The organism is Amnibacterium soli, from assembly GCF_039544415.1.
Lineage (GTDB): Bacteria > Actinomycetota > Actinomycetes > Actinomycetales > Microbacteriaceae > Amnibacterium > Amnibacterium soli.
Genome location: NZ_BAABLP010000003.1, coordinates 84,245 through 104,398, shown reverse-complemented (window position 1 = coordinate 104,398; position 20,154 = coordinate 84,245). Strand labels below are relative to the sequence as shown.

17 protein-coding genes are annotated in these 20,154 nt (G+C 73.9%); 12 read left to right on the top strand and 5 right to left on the bottom strand.

The genetic code is table 11. The features are described 5' to 3' along the window. Positions 1-91 precede the first annotated feature (91 nt). The 3 genes from ABEA53_RS08700 to ABEA53_RS08690 all read left to right on the top strand — a co-directional run bounded on the left by ABEA53_RS08700 (position 92) and on the right by ABEA53_RS08690 (position 2,269). The gene (locus ABEA53_RS08700; protein ID WP_345480711.1) at positions 92-739 is read left to right on the top strand and encodes a hypothetical protein; all 648 of its coding nucleotides are present in this window, start codon (positions 92-94) and stop codon (positions 737-739) included. Between the two features lie 99 nt (positions 740-838). Further along, positions 839-1,723 carry an oxygenase MpaB family protein gene (locus ABEA53_RS08695; protein ID WP_345480710.1) on the top strand — a complete coding sequence of 295 codons (885 nt, stop codon included), beginning with the start codon at positions 839-841 and terminating at the stop codon, positions 1,721-1,723. Between the two features lie 102 nt (positions 1,724-1,825). Next, on the top strand, positions 1,826-2,269 hold the full coding sequence (locus ABEA53_RS08690; protein ID WP_345480709.1) for an OsmC family protein: 444 nt from the start codon (positions 1,826-1,828) through the stop codon (positions 2,267-2,269). 57 nt (positions 2,270-2,326) lie between these two features. On the opposite strand, the gene ABEA53_RS08685 is transcribed toward ABEA53_RS08690, so the two are convergent. After that, positions 2,327-3,343: a magnesium and cobalt transport protein CorA gene (locus ABEA53_RS08685; RefSeq protein ID WP_345480708.1), complete on the bottom strand. Its 1,017-nt coding sequence runs from the start codon at positions 3,341-3,343 to the stop codon at positions 2,327-2,329. Positions 3,344-3,418: 75 nt separating this feature from the next. On the opposite strand from ABEA53_RS08685, the gene ABEA53_RS08680 reads away from it, so the two are divergent. The 7 genes from ABEA53_RS08680 (at position 3,419) to ABEA53_RS08650 (ending at position 10,481) form a co-directional block, all read left to right on the top strand. Beyond that, positions 3,419-4,510 carry a type III polyketide synthase gene (locus ABEA53_RS08680; protein ID WP_345480707.1) on the top strand — a complete coding sequence of 364 codons (1,092 nt, stop codon included), beginning with the start codon at positions 3,419-3,421 and terminating at the stop codon, positions 4,508-4,510. After that, positions 4,507-5,082 (top strand): isoprenylcysteine carboxyl methyltransferase family protein, encoded by a 576-nt coding sequence (locus tag ABEA53_RS08675; RefSeq protein ID WP_345480706.1) that lies wholly within the window; start codon positions 4,507-4,509, stop codon positions 5,080-5,082. The genes ABEA53_RS08680 and ABEA53_RS08675 overlap by 4 nt, the downstream gene beginning before the upstream one ends. Further along, positions 5,079-5,573 (top strand): GNAT family N-acetyltransferase, encoded by a 495-nt coding sequence (locus ABEA53_RS08670; RefSeq protein WP_345480705.1) that lies wholly within the window; start codon positions 5,079-5,081, stop codon positions 5,571-5,573. The genes ABEA53_RS08675 and ABEA53_RS08670 overlap by 4 nt, the downstream gene beginning before the upstream one ends. A 215-nt stretch (positions 5,574-5,788) precedes the next feature. Continuing rightward, on the top strand, positions 5,789-6,955 hold the full coding sequence (dinB, locus tag ABEA53_RS08665; protein ID WP_425550615.1) for a DNA polymerase IV: 1,167 nt from the start codon (positions 5,789-5,791) through the stop codon (positions 6,953-6,955). 5 nt (positions 6,956-6,960) lie between these two features. Beyond that, positions 6,961-8,904 (top strand): hypothetical protein, encoded by a 1,944-nt coding sequence (locus tag ABEA53_RS08660; RefSeq protein ID WP_345480703.1) that lies wholly within the window; start codon positions 6,961-6,963, stop codon positions 8,902-8,904. 51 nt (positions 8,905-8,955) lie between these two features. Continuing rightward, a complete protein-coding gene (locus tag ABEA53_RS08655) occupies positions 8,956-9,798 on the top strand; it encodes a DUF4397 domain-containing protein (protein WP_345480702.1) in 843 nt (280 codons plus the stop codon). Between the two features lie 47 nt (positions 9,799-9,845). Next, positions 9,846-10,481: a class F sortase gene (locus ABEA53_RS08650; RefSeq protein ID WP_345480701.1), complete on the top strand. Its 636-nt coding sequence runs from the start codon at positions 9,846-9,848 to the stop codon at positions 10,479-10,481. On the opposite strand, the gene ABEA53_RS08645 is transcribed toward ABEA53_RS08650, so the two are convergent. The 4 genes from ABEA53_RS08645 to glgX all read right to left on the bottom strand — a co-directional run bounded on the left by ABEA53_RS08645 (position 10,478) and on the right by glgX (position 18,110). Next, positions 10,478-11,674, bottom strand: a complete 1,197-nt coding sequence (locus ABEA53_RS08645) for an NAD(P)/FAD-dependent oxidoreductase (RefSeq protein WP_345480700.1) — start codon at positions 11,672-11,674, stop codon at positions 10,478-10,480. The two genes, ABEA53_RS08650 and ABEA53_RS08645, sit on opposite strands and share 4 nt — an antisense overlap. 119 nt (positions 11,675-11,793) lie before the next feature. After that, positions 11,794-13,542 carry a malto-oligosyltrehalose trehalohydrolase gene (treZ, locus tag ABEA53_RS08640; protein WP_345480699.1) on the bottom strand — a complete coding sequence of 583 codons (1,749 nt, stop codon included), beginning with the start codon at positions 13,540-13,542 and terminating at the stop codon, positions 11,794-11,796. Further along, entirely contained in the window at positions 13,539-15,881 is a 2,343-nt protein-coding gene (gene treY, locus ABEA53_RS08635; protein ID WP_345480698.1) for a malto-oligosyltrehalose synthase, read from the bottom strand. The genes treZ and treY overlap by 4 nt, the downstream gene beginning before the upstream one ends. 6 nt (positions 15,882-15,887) lie before the next feature. Continuing rightward, the gene (gene glgX / locus ABEA53_RS08630; RefSeq protein WP_345480697.1) at positions 15,888-18,110 is read right to left on the bottom strand and encodes a glycogen debranching protein GlgX; all 2,223 of its coding nucleotides are present in this window, start codon (positions 18,108-18,110) and stop codon (positions 15,888-15,890) included. Positions 18,111-18,224: 114 nt separating this feature from the next. Between glgX and ABEA53_RS08625 the strand changes: the two genes are divergently transcribed. Further along, positions 18,225-18,542 carry a hypothetical protein gene (locus ABEA53_RS08625; protein ID WP_345480696.1) on the top strand — a complete coding sequence of 106 codons (318 nt, stop codon included), beginning with the start codon at positions 18,225-18,227 and terminating at the stop codon, positions 18,540-18,542. Beyond that, positions 18,543-20,102, top strand: coding sequence for a molybdopterin-dependent oxidoreductase (locus ABEA53_RS08620; RefSeq protein WP_345480695.1), 1,560 nt, complete (start codon positions 18,543-18,545; stop codon positions 20,100-20,102). It begins immediately after the preceding gene. Positions 20,103-20,154: the final 52 nt, after the last annotated feature.

Below are 20,154 nucleotides of genomic sequence, written 5' to 3'. Positions count from 1 at the left end.
GGCAGGGTCATAGCCGATGCAGAGGCGGCTGGGTCCGGCTTCCGGGGGAGGACCCTCTACCGTCGGTGGTCACAGGGCCGAGGAGGGCGCGATGGGTCTGCTGGACCGGCTGAGGAGCTACCTGAACGACGACGCGACGGGCTCGCGCGGCGGCGGGTCGGGCTACCGCGCGCAAGCGACCCGGCGACCCGCGGGCGGCGCCCGCTCCGAGGACGAGATCGCCGTCGACCGCTACCGCTACCTGCTGCGCACCGCGCCGCCCGACGCGGTGGAGGAGGTCCACGCGGAGGCGTTCGCGAAGCTGACGCCCCAGCAGCGGCGCCTCGTGTTCGAGGAGCTGTCGCAGAACGCGGCGGCCGCGGACCGGCCCGCCTCCGACGACCCCCGCACGCTCGCGCGCAGCGCGACCCGGTCCGAGCTGCGGCAGCCCGGCTTCCTCGAGCGCACGCTCGGCAGCGGCGCGGGCGGCGGCATGTCGCGCGGGCCCGGGCTCGGCACGATGATCGGCGGCTCGCTGCTCGGCACCGTCGCAGGCGTCGTGATCGGATCGGCGATCGCGGACATGGTGCTGCCCGGCATCGGCGACTTCGCCTCCGACTTCGGCGACGGCGCCGCCGACCTGGCGGACGCCGGCGGCGACTTCGCCTCCGGGGCCGACGACTTCGGGGGCGGCGGGTTCGGCGACTTCGGCGGCGGCGACGGCGGCGGGTTCGGGGACTTCGGCGGCGGCGACTTCTAGTCGCCGCCCCTGCCCCGGGGGCTCGTGCCGGCTGCGGATCCGCTCCGCGTTCCGGCGACCGTGCGCGGAGCGCGCTCCGGCGCCCGGCAGGATGCGGACATGCTGACCGACCGCGTGCGCGAGCGGGTGCTCGAGGTCCTCTCGGGGCAGACCACCGGCGTGCCCGAGTACGTGCTCGAGCTGTCGCGCGGGAACGACGCGGGCTTCTTCCCCGAGGGCAGCGCCGTCTGGGAGGTGCACCGCGACATCTCGACCCTGGTGGCCGGGCCGCGCGCGCTGCTCGTACAGGCGCTGCACCCCGGGGCGATGGCGGGCGTGCACGACCACTCCCGCTACCGCGAGGACCCGTTCGGCCGGCTCAACGGCACGATCCGCTGGATCACGACCGTCACCTACGGCAGCACCGAGCAGGCGATCGGCGCCAGCCGCTGGGTGCACCGCCTGCACGAGAAGGTGCAGGGCACCTACACCGGGCCGGACGGGGAGGCGCGCGCGTACTCGGCGCAGGACGCCGACCTGGTGACGTGGGTGCACCTGGCCTTCGCCGACTCCTTCCTCCGCAGCTTCCAGCGCTTCTCCGGCCGGCCGATCCCCGGCGGTCCGGACGCCTACGTGCGCGACTGGGCGATCGCGGGGGAGCTGATGGGGGTGCCCGACCCGCCCCGCAGCCTGGCCGAGCTGGAGGCGCGGCTCGACGCGATCTGGGCGAGCGGGATCCTCCGCGCGGACGAGCGGGTGCGCGACGCCGTGCGCTTCATCCGGCGGCCGCCGCTGCCCGCGCTGCTGAAGCCCAGCTACCCGGTGCTGTTCGGCGGCGCGGTCGCGACGCTGCCGCCGCAGGCCCGCGCGCTGCTCGACCTGCCCGCGCCCTCGCCGGTCGTGGAGGCGGGCACGAAGGCGGTGCTCGCGGCGACTCGGCGCCTGCTGGGGGAGGCCGCCGCACCGCAGCAGGCCCGGCGACGGCTCGCGGCGCTCGCCGCCTGAGCAGAACCTGCGGGGCGCGCCGCCCGCGTGGCGAGAACGCGCGTTCTCGACTAGGGTGATCGACGAGAACGGTCGTTCTCCACTCGTCGGAAGAAGGTCCTCATGCCCACTCGCACCGCACGCACCGCCTGGGACGGCGGCCTCCAGGACGGCTCCGGCCAGGTCGAGCTCAGCAGCTCCAAGGTCGGCACCTACGACGTCTCCTTCCCGAAGCGCGCCGCGGACGACGCCGGCGGCACCACGAGCCCCGAGGAGCTCATCGCCGCGGCGCACTCCGCCTGCTACGCGATGCAGCTGTCCGCCAACATCGCGGAGGAGGGCGGCACGCCCCACACGCTCGACGTGAAGGCGGACGTGACGCTCGGCCCGGACAAGGCCGACGGCGGCTTCAAGCTGACCGGCATCGTGCTCACGGTCCGCGGCGAGGTCGAGGGCCTGGACGCCGCGGGCTTCCAGCGCGCCGCCGAGGCCGCCAAGGCCGGCTGCCCCGTCAGCAAGGCGCTCACCGGCGTCGAGGTCACGCTGGACGCGGCGCTCGTCAGCTGACGACCCCGCACCGCATCGAGGGGACCCGGCCGGTCGGCCGGGTCCCCTCCGCACGTCCTAGAGCCAGTTGCGCCGCCGGAAGGTGATGTAGAGGACCACCCCGAGCGTGAGCATCGCGAGCAGCGCCAGCGGGTAGCCGAAGCGCCAGTGCAGCTCGGGCATGTTCTCGAAGTTCATGCCCCAGATCGAGGCGAGCGTCGCCGGGAAGAAGCCGATCGCCGCCCAGGACGACACCTTCTTCACCTGGTTGCCCTGCTCGAACGAGTCGCGCGTCAGCTTCTCGATCTGGTCGTTCTGCCGCTGCCCGACGAGCGTCGAGTTCACGGTGAGCGCGTTCTGCAGCAGCACCCGGAAGCCCTCCACGCGCTCCTGGATGCGGACCACGTGGTCGAGCACGTCCCGCAGCCCGCGGCGCACCTCGATCAGCGCCTCGTGCCCGTCGATCTCGGCGCGCACCTGCTCGAGCAGGCCGCTCAGCGGCGCGATCGCGCGCTGGAAGACGATCACCTCGCGCGTGAGCTCGTAGATCCGCTGGGACACGCTGGACTCGCCGGCGAAGAGCTGGTCCTCGATCTCGTCGATGTCGTTCTCGAGGCCGTTCACCACCGCCGCGTAGTCGTCGACCACCCGGTCGGCGACTCCGTAGAAGACCGCGAGCGGGCCGGCGTCGAGCAGCGTCGGCTCCGCCTCCAGCCGCGACCGCACGGCCTTCAGGTCCGGCGCCTCCGCGTGCCGCACCACCACGACGAAGTCCGTGCCGAGGAACAGGTCGACCTCGCCGAACTCGACGCGCTCCTCGGCGTCCATGTAGCGCGCAGGGCGCAGCACCACGAAGCGGTCGTCGCCGTAGCGCTCGATCTTCGGCCGCTGATGCCCCTCCTGCGCGTCCTCGACCGCGAGCGGATGCAGCGCGAACTCGTCGGCGACGGCCTGCAGCTCGCTCGAGTCGGGCCGGTACAGGCCGATCCAGCCCATGCCGTGCCGCGCCCGGATCAGCTCGCACGTCTCGGTCAGGTTCGAGGGGTCGGCGGTCCGCGCCCCGTCCACGTACACCGCGTTGTCGATGATCGGCACCTGCGGAGACTAGTGAGGGCCGGGAACACCGGCCTGCACGCGGAGCGCGCGGTTTCGCGGGGTACCGTTCGGCAGGTGTCCCGCATCGCCGCAGTCGCGACGGCCCTGCCGGCGCACGCCTACCCCCAGCAGGCCATCACCGACCTCTTCGCGCCGATGGTCGCCCACGACCCGGGCCGCCAGGCGCTGATGCGCCGCATGCACGCCTCGTCCCACGTCGCCACCCGCCACCTGGTGCTGCCCCTCGAGGAGTACCGCGACGCCCTCACGTTCGGGCAGACGAACGACCGGTTCGTGACGGAGGCGACCGCGCTCGCGGAGTCGGCCGCGTCCAGCGCGCTCGCGCAGGCCGGCGTGCAGCCCGACGAGGTCGACCTCATCGTCTTCACCTCCGTCACCGGGCTCTCGGCGCCGAGCGTCGACGCGCTGCTCGTGCCCCGCCTCGGGATGCGGGAGGACGTCAAGCGCATGCCGATGTTCGGCCTCGGCTGCGTCGCCGGCGCGAGCGGCATCGCCCGCGTGCACGACTACCTCGAGGGGCACCCCGACGGCGTCGCGCTGCTCGTGTCCGTCGAGCTGTGCTCGCTGACCGTGCAGCGGGACGACGACTCCGTCGACAACCTCGTCGCGAGCGGTCTGTTCGGCGACGGCGCCGCCGCGGTGCTGCTCGTCGGCGCCGACCGCGCGGTCCGCGACGACGTGCGCGGCCCCGACGTGGTCGCGACCCGCAGCCGCCTCTACCCGGGCAGCGGCGCCGTGATCGGCTTCCGACCGAGCGAGACCGGGTTCCGCGTGATCCTGACGGCCGGCGTCGTCGACGTCATCGACGCCAACTTCGCCGACGACGCCACCGGGTTCCTCGAGGACCAGGGCCTCCGCGTGCCGGACGTCGGCACCTGGATCGCGCACCCGGGCGGACCGAAGGTGCTCGACGCGTTCCAGCGCGGGCTGCACCTGCCCGACGGCGCCCTCGACCGCAGCTGGGCGTCGATGGCCGCGGTCGGCAACCTGTCCTCCTCCAGCGTGCTGCACGTGCTCGCGGACGAGCTGCGGGCCCCGCACGACGCCCGGGAGCACGGCCTCCTGTTCGCGCTCGGCCCCGGTGTCAGCGCCGAGTTCGTGCTGCTGCGCTGGCCGGAGGCGGCCGAGGCGCTGGCGGCCGCGTGACCGCCGAGCTGGTCGCCGGGACCTCCGGCTGGTGGGCGGCGTACACCGCCTACCTGCTGCTGCTCGCCGGCACGGCCGTCGAGCGGCTCGTCGAGCTGCGCGTCTCGAACCGGAACGCGCGGTGGGCCTTCGAGCGCGGCGGTCGGGAGACCGGGCGCGGCCACTTCGGGCCGATGGTCCTGCTGCACTCCGGGCTGATCCTCGCCTGCGCGCTGGAGCCGCTGCTCGCCGGCCGGCCCTTCATCGCCGCGCTCGCCGTGCCGGCCGCAGTGCTCGCGCTCGCCTCGCAGGCGCTGCGCTGGTGGTGCATCGGCACGCTCGGGCCGCGGTGGAACACGCGCATCGTCGTGGTGCCCGGGCTGCCGCTCGTGCGCCGCGGGCCCTACCGGTTCCTGTCGCACCCCAACTACGTCGTCGTGGTGCTCGAGGGCATCGCCCTGCCCCTCGTCGCGACCGCGTGGGGGACAGCGCTGGTCTTCACCGTGCTGAACGCGGTCCTGCTGCTCGGCTTCCGGATCCCGGCGGAGGAGCGGGCGCTGCGGGAGGCGCTCGCCGCAGCACCGGCGGGATGACCGGCTTCACCGTCCGCGAGATCGAGGAGCGCGACTGGGTGCGCCTCCGCGCGCTGCGCCTCGAGATGCTCGCGGACACCCCCATCGCCTACCTCGAGACGCTCGCGAGCGCGCAGGGGCACCCGGTGTCGCACTGGCAGCGCTCCGCGCGCGGCCGTCCTGGCGGCGTGAAGCTCGTCGCCGAGCTCGACGACGGCCGGTGGGTCGGCACGATGGGCGGCGTCGTCGCGGACGGCTCGCCCACGCTCGTCGCCGTGTACGTGGCACCCGGCTTCCGCGGCACCGCCGCAGGCGTCACGGACGCGCTGCTCGCGGGCGTCGAGCGCTGGGCTGCGCAGCACGGCGACCAGCTGCGGCTCGAGGTGAACGAGTTCAACGGCCGGGCGATCGAGGCGTACCGCCGGCGCGGCTTCGTGATGACCGGCCGCACGACCCCGTACCCGCTCGACCCGCCCTCCCTCGAGCTCGAGATGGTCAAGCCGCTGCGCTGAGCCCGTCGCCGCGCCGCCGCAGCGTCGCGGTGCGGGTCGGGGGGAGACGTCGCGCCCGGTCCGCACGGCGGCACCGGTCCTCCGCGTCCGGGCGCGTGCGGAAGGTCGGTGCCGCCAGGGAGAATGAAGGCGTGGCGGCGAAGGGCGGGCAGGGCGAGCGGCAGGTGTCCGCCGCCGACGTCGACAGCACCCGGGCCACCGTGCTCCACGTCGACATGGACGCGTTCTTCGCATCGGTCGAGCTGCTCGACCACCCCGAGCTCGTGCACCGGCCGGTGATCATCGGGCACGAGGGAGGCCGCGGCGTGGTCACCTCCGCGAACTACCCGGCCCGCCGGTTCGGCGTGCGCTCGGCGATGCCGGTCGCCCGGGCGATGCGGCTCTGCCCGCAGGCCGTGGTGCTGCGCCCGCACTTCGAGAAGTACCGCGACGCCTCCGCCGAGGTGATGCGGATCTTCCGCGACGTGACGCCGCTCGTGGAGCCGCTGTCGATCGACGAGGCGTTCCTCGACGTGGCCGGGGCCGTGAAGCTGTTCGGTCCGCCCGCGCAGATCGCCGCCGAGCTGCGCGCGCGGGTGCAGCGGGAGACCGGCCTCACCTGCAGCATCGGCGCGGGCGCCACGAAGTTCATCGCCAAGCTCGCCTCCACGAGCTCGAAGCCCGACGGGCTGCTCGTCGTGCCGCCCGAGCAGACCCTCGAGTTCCTCCACCCGCTGCCCATCGGCGCGCTCTGGGGCGTGGGTCCCGCGACGCGGGAGTCGCTCGAGCGCCGCGGCATCCGCCTCGTCCGCGATCTCGCCGAGACGCCCCGCGCGGTGCTCGAGGGCTGGGTCGGTGCGGGCGCCGGCGCGAAGCTGCACGACCTCGCCTGGGGCCGCGACCCGCGCCGCGTCACGACCAGCCGGGCGGACAAGAGCATCGGCCACGAGAACACGTTCGGCACCGACGTGCGCGACGTCGACGCGCTGAAGCGCGAGCTGCTCGATCAGGCGGACCGCGTCGGCGCGCGGCTGCGGAAGGCGGGCTGGCGCGCCCGCACGATCTCGCTGAAGGTGCGGTTCGCGGACTTCACCACGATCACCCGCTCGCACACGCTGCCCGAGGCGACCGACCTGGCCCGCCGCATCCACGAGGAGACCGTCGCGCTGCTCGACGCCGCCCAGCTGCGCGGGCGGGCGGTGCGCCTGCTCGGCACGCGCGGCGAGCAGCTCGTGCGCGCCGAGGACGAGGTGCTCGGCCTGTGGAGCGACCAGGAGCAGTGGCGCGGCGCGGAGACGGCCGCCGACCTCGCCGCCCTGCGGTTCGGTCGCGGCGCCGTGATGCCCGCCGCCCTGCTCGAGCGGCCCGCGGGCCGCGAGCGCCTCGCCGACGGCGAGGGCTGAGCCGGGTGGAGACGCAGGACCCGCGACGGGGCGCGTCGCGGCACCGCTCCGCGTCGCGCTTCGCGCTGCCGCGGCCGGCCGGCCGCGCCGCCGCCGTGCTCACCCCGGTGCTGTCCCTCCTGCCGCCCCTCGTCCTGCTGGTCGTCGTGCAGGCGCTCAGCCCGGTCGCGCAGCGGGTGCCGACGGGCGCCGCGCGCTTCGAGACCGCGGGCGCCTGGCTCGCCTCCGCGCCGGGCGCGCTCGCGGGCACGACCTCCTGGCCGACCACCCCTGCGCTCGGCCGTCTGCAGCTCGGGCTGCTGCTGCGCGCGCTCCAGGGCGGCACGGCGCAGAGCGTGCTCGCGGCCGCGCACGGCGGCATGCTGCTGCTCGCGGTCGTGCAGGCCGTGCTGCTGTGGTGGGTGCTGCGGCGCCTCGGCTCGGGCGGCATCGCCGCCGGGCTCGCCACGGCCGTGTTCGCCATCGCGCCCGTCGCCGTCGCGACGCACGCCGCCGTGTCCGCGACGGCCGTCGCCGCGGTCTGGCTGCTCGGGGCGGTCGGCCTGGGGCTCGGTCGGCGCCGATCGTCGCTGGTCGCCGCCGGTGCGCTCGCCGCGGTCGCCGTCGCGTCCGCTCCCGTGCTCGTCGTCGCGGTCGTCCCGCTCGCCGTGCTGCTCGTCCTGCGGCTGGCCCGGTCGCCGGGCGGGGAGCGGCCCGCTCGCGCCCTGCTCGCGGTCGGCGCCGGCTTCGGCGTCGTCGCGGTGCTGCTCGCCGCCGTGTTGGCGGTCCTCGCCGCGCTGCCCGCCACGGCCGCGGCGGCGCGGCTCGACGCGCTGGTGGCCGCCGAGTCCCCGTCGCCGGTGCTCGGCGGTGCCGCGCTCGCGCGGTGGGCCGTCGTCGACCCGCTCGGCCTCCTGGTCGCGGTCGGGGCGCTCGTGCTCACGGCGGTCGTCGCCCGGGACCGCGCGGTCCCGGTCGTCGCGGTGGTGCTGCTGGCCGCGTCCGTCTGGCCCGAGGGCGGCGACCCGGTCGCGCCGACCGTCGTGCTGCTGCCGGTCGTCGCCGCGGCGGTCGCCCGCTCGGTCGAGGTCGGCATCGCGGGTCTCGCCGACCCGCTGTTCGTGCGCAGCGTGCTCGGCTCCGCCTGGCTCACCGGCGTGCTCGCGCTGCTCGTCGTCGCGACCGTCGCCTGGCTGGTCGGCCTGAGCGGGCTCGTGCCCGGCCGCGACCAGCCGGTGGCGAAGGTCGCGCGGTGGATCGACAGCGGCGTGCCCGCAGGCCAGACGGTGCTCGTGGGCCTCGGCGCGTGGCCCGACCTCGTGACGCACGGGCGGGCGGACGTCGGCTGGTACGCCGGGCAGCGGGGCGGCACCGCGGTGCGCAGCTCCGTGCCGTGGCGCACCGCCGACTACGTCGTCGAGGACGCCTCCCTGCCGCCCGATCGCACGGGCGCCGCCGCGACCGCGCTCTCGCGCTCGCTCGAGGTCGCGTCCTACGGCGCCGGCGATGCGGCGATGGCGATCCGCGCGGTCCGCGAGCCGGCGGCTGCGGCGGCGCCCGCGCCCCCGACGACGGCCGCGGGGCGCGAGGCCGCCCGCTTCCGCCGCACCGTCGGCGCGCAGCTCGCGCAGAACCCCCGCATCGAGGTCGACGGGCAGGACCGCGCCCGGCTGCTCGCGGGCGAGGTGGACGCCCGGATCGTGCTCGTGCTCGCCCAGTTCGCGACCGCGCACCGCATCGCCGTCCGCGACTTCGGCACGACGGAGGGCGACGCCTCCGGCGTGCGGACGACGGTCGCGATCAGCGAGATCGACGACCGCCGGGTGCCGTCCGACGGCACGAAGACCGGGGTGCTGCTGCGCTTCCTCTCCGACCTGCGGGGCGACTTCGCGACCCGCTCCATCGACGCGGCCGACGACGGCATCACCGCGTCGTTCGCACCACGGCCGGACCTCGTCCCGAAGGGCTGACACGCCGGTGCTCGGGCGATGCCAAGCGTGATGGTCCACAATCCGGTTCCGATGAACCGCTACCGCCGCCCCCTGCTCGCCGTGCTCGCCGCCGCGCTCGTCGCCGTGGCGCTGCCGGCCGCGCCCGCCTCCGCCGCCTCCCGCGACGGCTGGGTGCGCCTCGCCCACATGTCGCCCGACACCGCGGCCGTGAACATCACGCTGTCGAGCCTCTCCGGCGACGTGACGCTGTTCCGGCTGCAGAACGTCGGCTACGGCGCGGTCTCGAAGTACATGCGGCTGCCCCAGGGCACCTACGCGCTCGCGATGGTGCCGGCGGGGGAGGACGACCCGGACGCGACGCCCGTCATCAGCGGCTCCGTGCAGATCAAGGCGGGCGAGGCGGAGACGCTCGCGGCCATCGGCAAGAACGACGCGCTGAAGACCGTCGTCTTCCCCGACGACCTCGACGCGGTCGGCGGCGGCGACGCCCGCGTGCGCATCGTGCAGGCCTCCGTCACGCACAAGACGGTCGACGCGACGGCCGGCGAGAAGACGGTCGCGGACGACGCGTCGTTCGGCAAGGTGTCGGGCTACGCGACCGTGCCCGCCGGGTCGACCTCCATCGACCTCAAGGCCGGCTCCGACGTGCAGACGGTCTCGCAGCGCTTCACCGCGGGCAGCGCGCACACGCTGTTCGTCATCGACGACTCGAAGGGCGACCTCACGGTGTCGCCTGCGCTCGACAGCGCCGCCGCCACCGAGAAGCCCGTCGGCTCCCTCGCCGCGGGCGGCGGCGGGCTCGCTGACGGGGACTCGCAGCTCGCGCTGCTGCTCGCCGGCATCGCGGCGGCGGGCGGCGCCGGCGCGCTCGGCGTCATGGCGCGCCGACGCAGCGGGGCGCGCCGGTCCTGATCGCCAGGGTCCGGGTCCTCGCGGCGGTCGTCGCCCTCGTCCTCGCGATGGGCGGCGGTGCCGCCGTGACGTGGCACGGCGTCGTCGAGCGCCGTGCGGCGGCCGAGCGCGTCGAGGTGGAGCGGGCGCGCCTCGCCGCGATGACCGCCGCGGAGCGCCGCGCCGCGCGCGGCGGCACCGACGGGCTGCAGGACCCGACCGTGTCGCAGCCGCCGACCCGCAGCACCGCGACGCCCGTGCGGCTCGTGATCCCGCGGATCGGCGTCGACAGCGCGCTCGAGGACCTGCACCAGGACTCGCGGGGCGTGCTCGTCGCGCCCGAGTACGCGGACACCGCCGGCTGGTGGACGAAGGGCGTCGTGCCCGGCGACATCGGCGCGGCCGTGATCGTCGGCCACCTCGACACGATCCTCGGCCCGGCCGTCTTCGTGCGCCTGAAGCAGCTGCGGCCGGGCGACCTCATCGCGGTGCGGATGTCGGACGGCCGCACCGTGCGGTTCTCGGTCGACGGCAGCCACGTCGTGAAGAAGGCGCTCTTCCCGAGCGACGCCGTCTACGGCGCCACCCCGGACGCCCAGCTGCGGCTCATCACCTGCAGCGAGCCGTTCGACCCCGTCGCCCACAGCTACACGGACAACCTCGTCGTGTTCGCGACGCTGCGGGGCGGGTCGGCCCAGGGCTAGGCCAGCGAGCGCTCCGCCAGCTCCGCCTTCGACCAGCGGGCGGGCTCGGCCAGCACGGCCCTCGCCCCGTCGCGCGCGTCGGGCTCCGCGTCGGACGAGTTGCCCCACAGCAGGACGCCCTGCACCGCATCGCCGTCCAGGTAGTAGACGGTGCCCTTCTCCTGCGGCTCGGCCCACGCCTCGACGACGTCGAGCGACGCGTCGAGCGTGCCGATCGCCTCGTAGCGGTGGCCGAAGACCATCGAGTAGAAGTACGGCGTGTAGGTGAACGGCGTCTCGTCGCCGACCATCGCGCGACCGGCCGCGCGGCCCTGCTTGCGCGCGAGGTCGACGTGCTCGATGCGGCGGCGCCCGAGCAGCGCGTCGGGGTAGGAGGCGACGTCGCCCGCGGCGTAGACGGACGGGCTGCTCGTGCGCAGATGCTCGTCGACCACGACGCCGTCGTCGACCGCGAGGCCCGCCTCCTCCGCCAGCCGCGTGTTCGGGGTGATGCCGAGGCCGAGCACGACGACGTCCGCCTCGAGCGTCCGGCCGTCCTCGGTGGTGAGCACGACGCCGTCCTCCGAGGCCTCGCCCGAGGCGATGCGGGTGTCGGTGACGATCTCGACGCCGGCGTCCTCGAACCAGCTCTGGAAGCGGCTCGCGAGGTCCGCGGGCAGCACCCCCTCGCGCAGCCCGGAGTCCGGGATCACGAGGGTGACGCGGCACCCGTTCTGCACGAGGGCCGCCGCGATCTCGGTGCCGATGTAGCTGCCGCCGACCACGACGACGGCGGGCTGGTCCTCGGCGAGAGCGCGGAGGTGCCGGTAGTCGGCGAAGGTGCGGAAGTACACGACGCGGTCGCCGGCGGGGAGGTCCAGCGTCTTCGGGGAGCCGCCCGTCGCGAGCAGCAGGGCGCCGTACTCGATGGTCTCGCCGCCCGCGGTGACGGTCTTCGCCTCCGGGTCGAAGGACTCGACCGTGACCCCGGTGCGGATCTCGGCGCCGGTCGCCTCGGTGCCGAGCGGCACCTTGTCCTCCGTGAAGGAGGGGTCGGTCCACAGCAGCTTCGACAGGGCGGGGCGCGTGTAGGGCTCGTCGGGGTCGTCGCCGAGGACGAGCACCGCGCTGTCCGGGTCCAGCTCGCGGATCCCCTTGGCGGCGGCGTCGGCGACCATGCCGGCGCCCACGATCACGTACTCGTAGCGCGTCATGGCTTCACTGTGGCAGCCGTCCGCACCCCGAGCCTGAGCATCGTCGCATCCCGAGCAGACGGGGGCTCTCGTCTCTCCGGAGTTCTGGCTGCGCCAGAACTCCGGAGAGACGAAAGGGATCAGGCGACGAGGATCGCGGCGCTGTCCGGCGGCAGGGTGAGGTCGCCCGCGGAGACCGCGACGCCTTCCGCCGTCCTCAGCACCAGGGCGCCGTCGGCCGGCACCACGGCGTCCGCGGTGCCGAGGTTCACGGCGACCGTCACGCCGCCGCGCACGAGCACGAGGGTCTTCGCCTCGTCGTCCGCCACGGCGCTGGTGGTCGTGAAGCGCGGGTCGGTGAGGTCCGACAGGCGCCGCCGCAGCACGATCAGCCGCGTGTGCAGGTCGAGCAGCGCCGCGTGGTGGCCCTGCTCCGGCTCGGCCCAGTCGAGCTTCGAGCGCTGGAACGTCTCCGGGTCCTGCGGATCCGGCACGACCGCCGGGTCCCAGCCCATCTTGGCGAACTCGTCGATGCGGCCCTTCGCGGTCGCCTCGCCGAGGTCGTGCTCGGGGTGGGAGGTGAAGAACTGCCAGGGCGTGGTCGCGCCCCACTCCTCGCCCATGAACAGCATTGGCGTGAACGGCGTCAGCAGGTTCAGCACGGCGCCCACGGCGAGGCGCTTCGGCGACAGCGACTGGGACAGCCGGTCGCCCTCCGCCCGGTTGCCGATCTGGTCGTGGTCCTGCGCGAATGTGACCAGCCGGTTCGTCGGCATCGTGAGCCGGTCGATGGGGCGGCCGTGGTGGCGCTCGCGGAACGTCGACATGGTGCCGTCGTGCACGAACCCGTGGGTCATCACGCGGGCGAGCGTCGACAGGCTCTCGAAGTCCGAGTAGTACCCCGTCGTCTCGCCGGTCAGCGCCACGTGGAGGGCGTGGTGGTAGTCGTCGCTCCACTGCGCGTCGAGCCCGTAGCCGTGCGCCTCCCGCGACGTGATCAGCCGCGGGTCGTTCATGTCCGACTCGGCGATCAGCGTGAGCGGGCGGCTCTGGTGCGCCGACAGCACGGCGGTCTCCTCGGCGAGCTGCTCGAGCAGGTGCTGCGCGCGGTGGTCGACGAGCGCGTGCACGGCGTCGAGGCGCAGGCCGTCGACGTGCATGTCCGACAGCCACATCAGCGCGTTGTCGATGATGTAGCGGCGCACCTCGTCCGACTCGGGGCCGTCCAGGTTCATCGACGTGCCCCAGGTGTTCGCGCCGCCCTCCGAGAAGTACGGACCGTACTCGGGCAGGTAGTTCCCGGAGGGACCGAGGTGGTTGTACACGACGTCCTGGATCACGGCGAGGCCGCGGGCGTGGCAGGCGTCGACGAAGCGCTGGTAGGCGCCGGGGCCGCCGTACGTCTCCTGCACGGCATACCAGAGCACCCCGTCGTAGCCCCAGTTCCAGATCCCGTTGAAGGCGTTGACCGGCAGCACCTCGACGTGGGTGACGCCGAGGCGCACCAGGTGGTCGAGGCGGTCGATCGCCGAGTCGAGCGTGCCGTCCGGGGTGAAGGTGCCGATGTGCAGCTCGTAGACGACGCCTCCTGCGAGCGGGCGGCCCGTCCACGCGGCGTCGGTCCACTCGTAGGAGGCCGGGTCGAACCGCTGGGACAGCCCGTGCACGCCGTCGGGCTGACGTCGGGAGCGGGGATCGGGCCGAGGGGTCTCCTCGTCGTCGATCAGGTAGCCGTAGCGGGCGTCGGCGGGCACGGCGTCGACGCCGTCGGGGGTCCACCAGCCGTCCTCGTCGCGCGTCATGGGCACGACCTGCTCGCCGAGCTGCAGCCGGAGCCGCTCGGGCTTCGGCGCCCAGACGGCGAGGGGATGACGGATGGGGACGGTCACGGCTTTCCTCCGACCTCGATCAGCAGCGCGACCGGGTAGTGGGCGAGCACGTCGGCGACGCGCAGGACGCCGCCCTCGAACTCGCGGTTGGTCAGGACGTCGATGACCGGCGCGCTGCCGACGTCGACGGTGGTGTCGCCCCAGCCGCCGTGCTCGGCGAGGCCGATCGGCAGCCGCGTGGCCAGCGCGATGGCGCCGCCGCGGTCGAAGGCGACGAGGTGTTCGGCGGCGGTGCCGGAGGCGGTCAGCGGGGTGTACCCGGTGAACAGCTCGGGCCGGTCGCGGCGCAGGCGCAGCGTCTTCGCGACGACGAGCAGCTTCGCGGCACCCGTCTCGTCGACGTCGGGCAGCGCGCCCTCGTCGATCTGCGCGAGCAGCTCGCGCCGCGTCGCGAAGTCGACCGGCCGGCGGTTGTCGGGGTCGACGAGGCTCTGCTCCCAGAGCTCGCTGCCCTGGTACACGTCGGGCACGCCCGGCGCGGCCAGCTGCAGCAGCTTCATGGAGAGGCTGTTCGTCCATCCCGCGGGGCTGAGCCGCGTGGCGATCCGCTGCACCAGCTCCGCCACCGCGTCGTCGTCGTACGCCGCATCGACGGCGGCGGACAGCCGCTCGCCGAAGGCCTCGTCCGGTGCGGTCCAGGTCGTGGAGACGCCCGCCTCCTTCGACGCCTTCTCGGCGTAGGCCTGCAGCCGGTCGCGCTCGATCGGCCAGGCGCCGACGGCCGCCTGCCACAGCAGGTTCGCGAAGGTCGGGTCCCCGAAGCCGACGGCGCGCTCGAGCGTCGCGAGCGCCTCCGCCCACTCGCCGGGCAGCTCGGACAGCACGTCGATGCGGGCGCGCACGTCCTCGCCGCGCTTCGTGTCGTGCGTCGACAGGGTCGTCATCGCGTTCGGCCAGTCGGCCTGCCGCCGGGCCTGCCGCTCGTGGAACCGGTCGAGCGAGAACGCGAAGTCGTTCGGCTCGCCGCCGACCTCCGTCAGGCTGCCGAGGCGGGTGTAGCGGTAGAACGCGCTGTCCTCGACGCCCTTCGCCATGATCATCCCGCTCGTCTGCTGGAAGCGCTGGGCGGCGGCGGAGGCGGGGTCGCGCAGGACCGCGGAGGCGACGTCGATCTCGGCCGCGAGGTCGGGGCGGTACCGCTTCGCCTCCTGCACGGCGACGTCGAGCTGCTCGACGCCGCGCGGGAGGTAGGAGCGGTAGACCGGGAAGCAGGTGAGCAGCTCGCCGATCGCGTCCGCGAGGCGCTCCGGGTCGGTGCCCTCCGTGGCGTCGGCAGCCGTGCGGACGAGCCGCAGCACCTCGGAGTGGAGGATGCCGTCGGCGACCTCGCGCTTCGTGGTGTGGATCAGGTCCTGCCAGTCGGTCGGGCCGTCGAGGCGCGCGGCGAGCACGGTCAGGGGACCCTCGCCGGCGGGGTCGATCAGCACGCGGTCGACGTCGCCGAGCGCGTCGTAGCCGGTGGTGCCGGCGGTGGCCCAGTCCTCGGGCAGGGGCTCGTCGCCCTCGAGGATCTTCTCCACGAGGACGTACCGTCCGCCGATCGCCTCCGCCAGGTCGTCGAGGTACCCCTTCGGGTCCGCGAGCCCGTCCGGGTGGTCGATCCGCAGGCCGTCGGCCAGGCCGTCGCGCACCCAGCCGACGATCGTGCGGTGCGACTCCTCGAACACCTGCGGCAGCTCCACGCGGATGCCCGCGAGGGTGTTCACCGCGAAGAAGCGCCGGTAGTTCAGCTCGGAGTCGGCGCGCTGCCAGTGCATCAGCTCGTAGTGCTGACGGGAGTGGACGGTGCGCGCGTCGGCGCCGTCGTCCGCGGTGCCCGGCGCGATCGGGTAGCGGTTGTCGTAGTAGACGAGCTCGTCGCCCTCGACCTCCAGGGAGTCGAGGTCGCTCTCGTCGCCGAGCACCGGGATGCGCAGCCTGCCGCCGCCGAAGTCCCAGTCGATGTCGAACGCGTCCGCGTAGCGCGACGCCTTCCCGTTCCGCAGCACGTCCCACCACCAGGCGTTCTTCGCCGGGGTGGCGACGCCCATGTGGTTCGGCACGATGTCGATCAGGACGCCGAGGCCCTTGGCGTGGGCGGCGTTCGCGGCCTCCACGAGGCCCTCGTCGCCGCCGCGGTCGGGATCGACCCGCTCGTGGGAGACGACGTCGTAGCCGTGGTCGGAGCCGGGCTCCGCCTCGAGCAGCGGCGACAGGTAGACCCAGTCCGCGCCGAGGTCGGCGAGGTAGCCGGTCAGCTCCGCGACGGAGTGGAGGTCGAACGCCTTGCGCACCTGCACGCGGTAGGTGGAGACGGGCGTCTGGGCGGGGGCGGACGAGGGAGCTGCGTGGTCGGTCACGAGGGCCTACTTCTTGTCGGGCTTGGCGTCGGAGGCCACCTGGGCAGCGGCCTGGCCGGTCGCCTGCGCATTGGCCAGGACCGCCAGGGAGGCGGCGACGGAGTGGTCGGGCTCGATCTCGGGAGCCTGGTGGGCCTGCAGCACGACGAGCGAGCGCGGCTCGAGGTGCAGCTGGTTCCCGGCACGCAGTGGACCACGGTCCGTGTTGCGGGCGCTCGTGTCCACGACGACGTCCCAGGAGGCTCCGTACGTCTTCGCAGGCAGCTTGCCCTCGACCACGTCGTCGCCCGCGTTGAAGTACAGGAGGAAGTCGACGTCGACGACGCGCTCGCCGCGGGCGTCGCGGTCCTGCAGGCCCTCCCCGTTCAGGTACACGCCGACCGCCCGGCCGAAGCCGCTGTCCCAGTCCTCCGGCTGCATCTCGGAGCCGTCGGGCCGCAGCCAGAGGATGTCGGGCTTGGCGGCCCCCTCCTCGCGGCGCTGCGGCCGGCCGTCGAAGAAGCGGGCGCGGCGGAAGACCGGGTGCTCCTTGCGGAGGCGGGAGATCGCGGCCGTGAACTCGATCAGGGGCTGGTCCGCCTGGTCCCAGTGCAGCCAGGCGATCTCGCTGTCCTGCGCGTAGGTGTTGTTGTTGCCGCGGTGCGTGCGGCCGAGCTCGTCGCCGTGCAGCAGCATCGGCACGCCCTGGCTGAGCAGCAGGGTCGCGATGAAGTTGCGCTGCTGCTTCGCGCGCAGGGTGAGCACGGCGGTGTCGTCGGTCTCGCCCTCGACGCCGCCGTTCCAGGAGCGGTTGTGGCTCTCGCCGTCGTTGCCGCCCTCGCCGTTCGCGTCGTTGTGCTTCTCGTTGTACGACACGAGGTCGCGGATCGTGAAGCCGTCGTGCGCCGTGACGAAGTTGATCGAGGCGACCGGGCGCCGGCCCGAGTTCTCGTACAGGTCGGCGGAGCCCGTGAGCCGCGCCGCGAACTCGCCGAGCGTCGAGGGCTCGCCGCGCCAGAAGTCGCGGACGGTGTCGCGGTACTTGCCGTTCCACTCCGTCCACTGCGGCGGGAAGTTGCCGACCTGGTAGCCGCCGGGGCCGATGTCCCACGGCTCGGCGATCAGCTTGACCTGGCTGACGATCGGGTCCTGCTGCACGAGCTCGAAGAAGGTCGACAGCCGGTCGACCTCGTAGAACTCGCGGGCGAGCGTCGCCGCGAGGTCGAAGCGGAAGCCGTCGACGTGCATCTCGGTCACCCAGTAGCGCAGCGAGTCCATGATCAGCTGCAGCGCGTGCGGGTGCCGCACGTTGAGCGAGTTCCCCGTGCCGGTGTAGTCCATGTAGAACCGCTTGTCGTCGTCGACGAGGCGGTAGTACGCGCTGTTGTCGATGCCGCGCATCGACAGCGTCGGGCCGAGGTGGTTGCCCTCCGCGGTGTGGTTGTAGACCACGTCGAGGATGACCTCGATGCCCGCGTCGTGCATCGCGCGGACCATCGACTTGAACTCCTGCACCTGCTGCCCGAGCTGACCCGCGGAGGCGTACTCGTTGTGCGGCGCGAAGAACGCGATGGTGTTGTAGCCCCAGTAGTTGCGGAGGCCCTTCTCGACGAGCGTCGAGTCCTGCACGAACTGGTGCACCGGCATCAGCTCGATCGCGGTCACGCCGAGCTTCTGCAGGTGGTCGATCACGTGCGGGTTCGCGAGGCCCGCGTAGGTGCCGCGCTCCTCCTCCGGCACGTCCGGGTGCAGGTTCGTCAGGCCCTTCACGTGCGCCTCGTAGATCAGCGTCTCGTTGTAGGGCACCTTCGGCGGGCGGTCCCCGCCCCAGTCGAAGAACGGCGTGACGACGACGGACAGCATCACGTGCGACGCGGAGTCCTCGTCGTTGAACGAGTCGGGGTCGCCGAACGTGTACGAGAACAGCGACTGGTCCCAGTCGTAGGCGCCGACGGTCGCCTTCGCGTACGGGTCGAGCAGCACCTTCGCCGGGTTGCAGCGGACGCCGTTCTCCGGGTCGTAGGGGCCGTGCACGCGGTAGCCGTAGCGCTGGCCGGGCTGGATCTGCGGGAGGTAGGCGTGCCACACGTACGCGTCCACGTCGATCAGGTCGACGCGGGTCTCGGTGCCGTCCTCGTCGAAGAGGCACAGCTCGACGCGCTCGGCGGCCTCGGAGTACAGCGCGAAGTTCGTGCCGCTCCCGTCGAAGGTGGCACCCAGCGGGTACGCGGTGCCTGGCCAGGTCTGCACGGAGGTCTCCTCGAGGGGAAGGCGCGGAAGTCTGCGGCGCGCGCTCGGGCGCCGCATGGACGGCGTCGAGGGTACTGGCGGACTCCTTGAAGAACCGGGGCTACCGTCGTCGTCATGAGTGCGCTCCCGGTCCGCATCGCGGACACCTTGAAGCAGTTCGGTGCCCAGGTCGCCTACGGCGAGGAGCGGGAGATCGAGGGCACCACCTTCGTCCCGGTCGCGCTCATCGCCTACGGCTTCGGCGGCGGCGGACCCGAGGAGGAGGGCGGCGGGGGCGGCGGCGCCTACGCGATCCCCGTCGGCGCCTACGTCGGCGACAGCCTCGGCATCCGCTTCCAGGCCAACCCGGTCGCGCTCGCCGCGGTCGCCATCCCGCTCGTCTGGGTGTCGGGCAAGGCGCTCGCGCGCGTCGTGAAGGCGCTGAAGAAGTAGGTGGCGGACCGCCCGTTCGTCGTCGACGCGCCCGCCGAGCCGGACGCCCCGGAGCCGCGCCTGCGCGCACCGCGGGACGACCGCTCCGCGGCGATCGCCGGGATCGCGGCCGGCGCCGCGGCGATCGGCGCGGGGGAGCTGACCGCGTCGGTGTTCAACGCGGCGGCGAGCCCGCTGCTGTCCGTCGGGTCGCTGGTCATCGACCTCACGCCTCCCTTCCTCAAGTCCGCGGTCATCGCGGCGTTCGGCACCGGCGACAAGCCGTTCCTGGTCGTCGTGCTGCTGGTCGTCGTGCTCGCGATCGGGGCGCTCGCCGGCGTGCTGCAGGCCCGTCGTCCGCCCCTCGGCGTCGTCGTCGTGGCGGTGCTCGGCCTCGTCGCGGCGGTCGCGGCGATCACGCGCTCCGGTGCGGGCGTGCCCGACGCGGCGCCGTCGGTCATCACGGCGGTCGTCGGCGGGGCCCTGCTCGCGCGCCTCGTCACGCGCTCGGTGACGACGGGCCGACGCGCGTTCCTGATGAGCGCCGCCGTCTCCGCCGCAGCGGGGGTCGCGGCCGGTGTGCTCGCGCGCTCGCTGAGCGCCGGGCAGCGCGGGGTGCAGGCGGCGATCGACACGGTGGTGCTGCCGAAGCCCACCGCGACCGCGACGGCGCCGGCCGCGGCCGACTCCCTGAAGGTCGCGGGGCTGACGCCGCTCGTCACGGACACGGCCGACTTCTACCGGATCGACATCGCCCTGTCGCCGCCCGCCGTCGACCCGGCGAGCTGGCGGCTCGAGGTCACCGGCGAGGTCGAGCACCCGTTCTCGATCGGGTACGACGAGCTGCTGAAGCTGCCGATGCACGAGTCGGCGACGACGCTGATGTGCGTCTCGAACCCCGTCGGCGGCACCCTGAACGGCACGGCCGTCTGGCTCGGCACCTCCATCCGCGACCTGCTCGTGCGCGCGGCTCCGAAGGCCGGCGCGGACATGGTGCTCTCGTCCGGCGCCGACGGCTTCAGCGCCAGCACGCCGCTGTCCGTGCTGCAGGACGCGGGTCGCGACTCCCTCCTCGCGGTCGGGATGAACGGCGAGGCGCTGCCGCAGCTGCACGGCTTCCCGGTGCGCATGGTCGTGCCCGGGCTCTACGGGTACGTGTCGGCCACGAAGTGGCTGACGAGGCTCGAGGTGACGCGGTTCGACCGCGCGACCGCCTACTGGACCACCCGCGGGTACAGCGCGCGCGGTCCGGTGAAGGTGTCGAGCCGCATCGACGTGCCGAACCGGCCGAGCGCCGCCGGCGTGGTGGACGTGGCCGGCGTCGCGTGGGCGCAGCACACCGGCATCGCGCGCGTGCAGCTGCAGATCGACGACGGACCGTGGCGCGACTGCGAGCTCGCCGACGCCTGGTCCGCCGACGTCTGGCGGCAGTGGCGCTACCGCTGGACGGCGCCGAAGGGCGAGCACACCCTGCGGGTGCGGGCGACCGACGCGAAGGGCCTGGTGCAGACCGCGAAGCTCGCGGGCGAGGCGCCCGACGGGGCGACCGGCCTCCACACGGTCCAGGTCTCCATCACCTGATCACTTGCTCACGCTTCGTGCCGCCCGGCTGCGGTCGGGGCGGCACGAAGCG

Excerpts from the sequence above, each read along its gene's own strand:
- ABEA53_RS08700 (WP_345480711.1), top strand. The coding sequence starts at position 92 with ATGGGTCTGCTGGACCGGCTGAGGAGCTACCTGAACGACGACGCGACG.
- ABEA53_RS08695 (WP_345480710.1), top strand. The coding sequence starts at position 839 with ATGCTGACCGACCGCGTGCGCGAGCGGGTGCTCGAGGTCCTCTCGGGG.
- ABEA53_RS08690 (WP_345480709.1), top strand. The coding sequence starts at position 1,826 with ATGCCCACTCGCACCGCACGCACCGCCTGGGACGGCGGCCTCCAGGAC.
- ABEA53_RS08670 (WP_345480705.1), top strand. The coding sequence starts at position 5,079 with ATGACCGGCTTCACCGTCCGCGAGATCGAGGAGCGCGACTGGGTGCGC.
- dinB (WP_425550615.1), top strand. The coding sequence starts at position 5,789 with ATGGACGCGTTCTTCGCATCGGTCGAGCTGCTCGACCACCCCGAGCTC.
- ABEA53_RS08655 (WP_345480702.1), top strand. The coding sequence starts at position 8,956 with ATGAACCGCTACCGCCGCCCCCTGCTCGCCGTGCTCGCCGCCGCGCTC.
- ABEA53_RS08650 (WP_345480701.1), top strand. The coding sequence starts at position 9,846 with ATGGGCGGCGGTGCCGCCGTGACGTGGCACGGCGTCGTCGAGCGCCGT.
- ABEA53_RS08645 (WP_345480700.1), bottom strand. The coding sequence starts at position 11,674 with ATGACGCGCTACGAGTACGTGATCGTGGGCGCCGGCATGGTCGCCGAC.
- ABEA53_RS08625 (WP_345480696.1), top strand. The coding sequence starts at position 18,225 with ATGAGTGCGCTCCCGGTCCGCATCGCGGACACCTTGAAGCAGTTCGGT.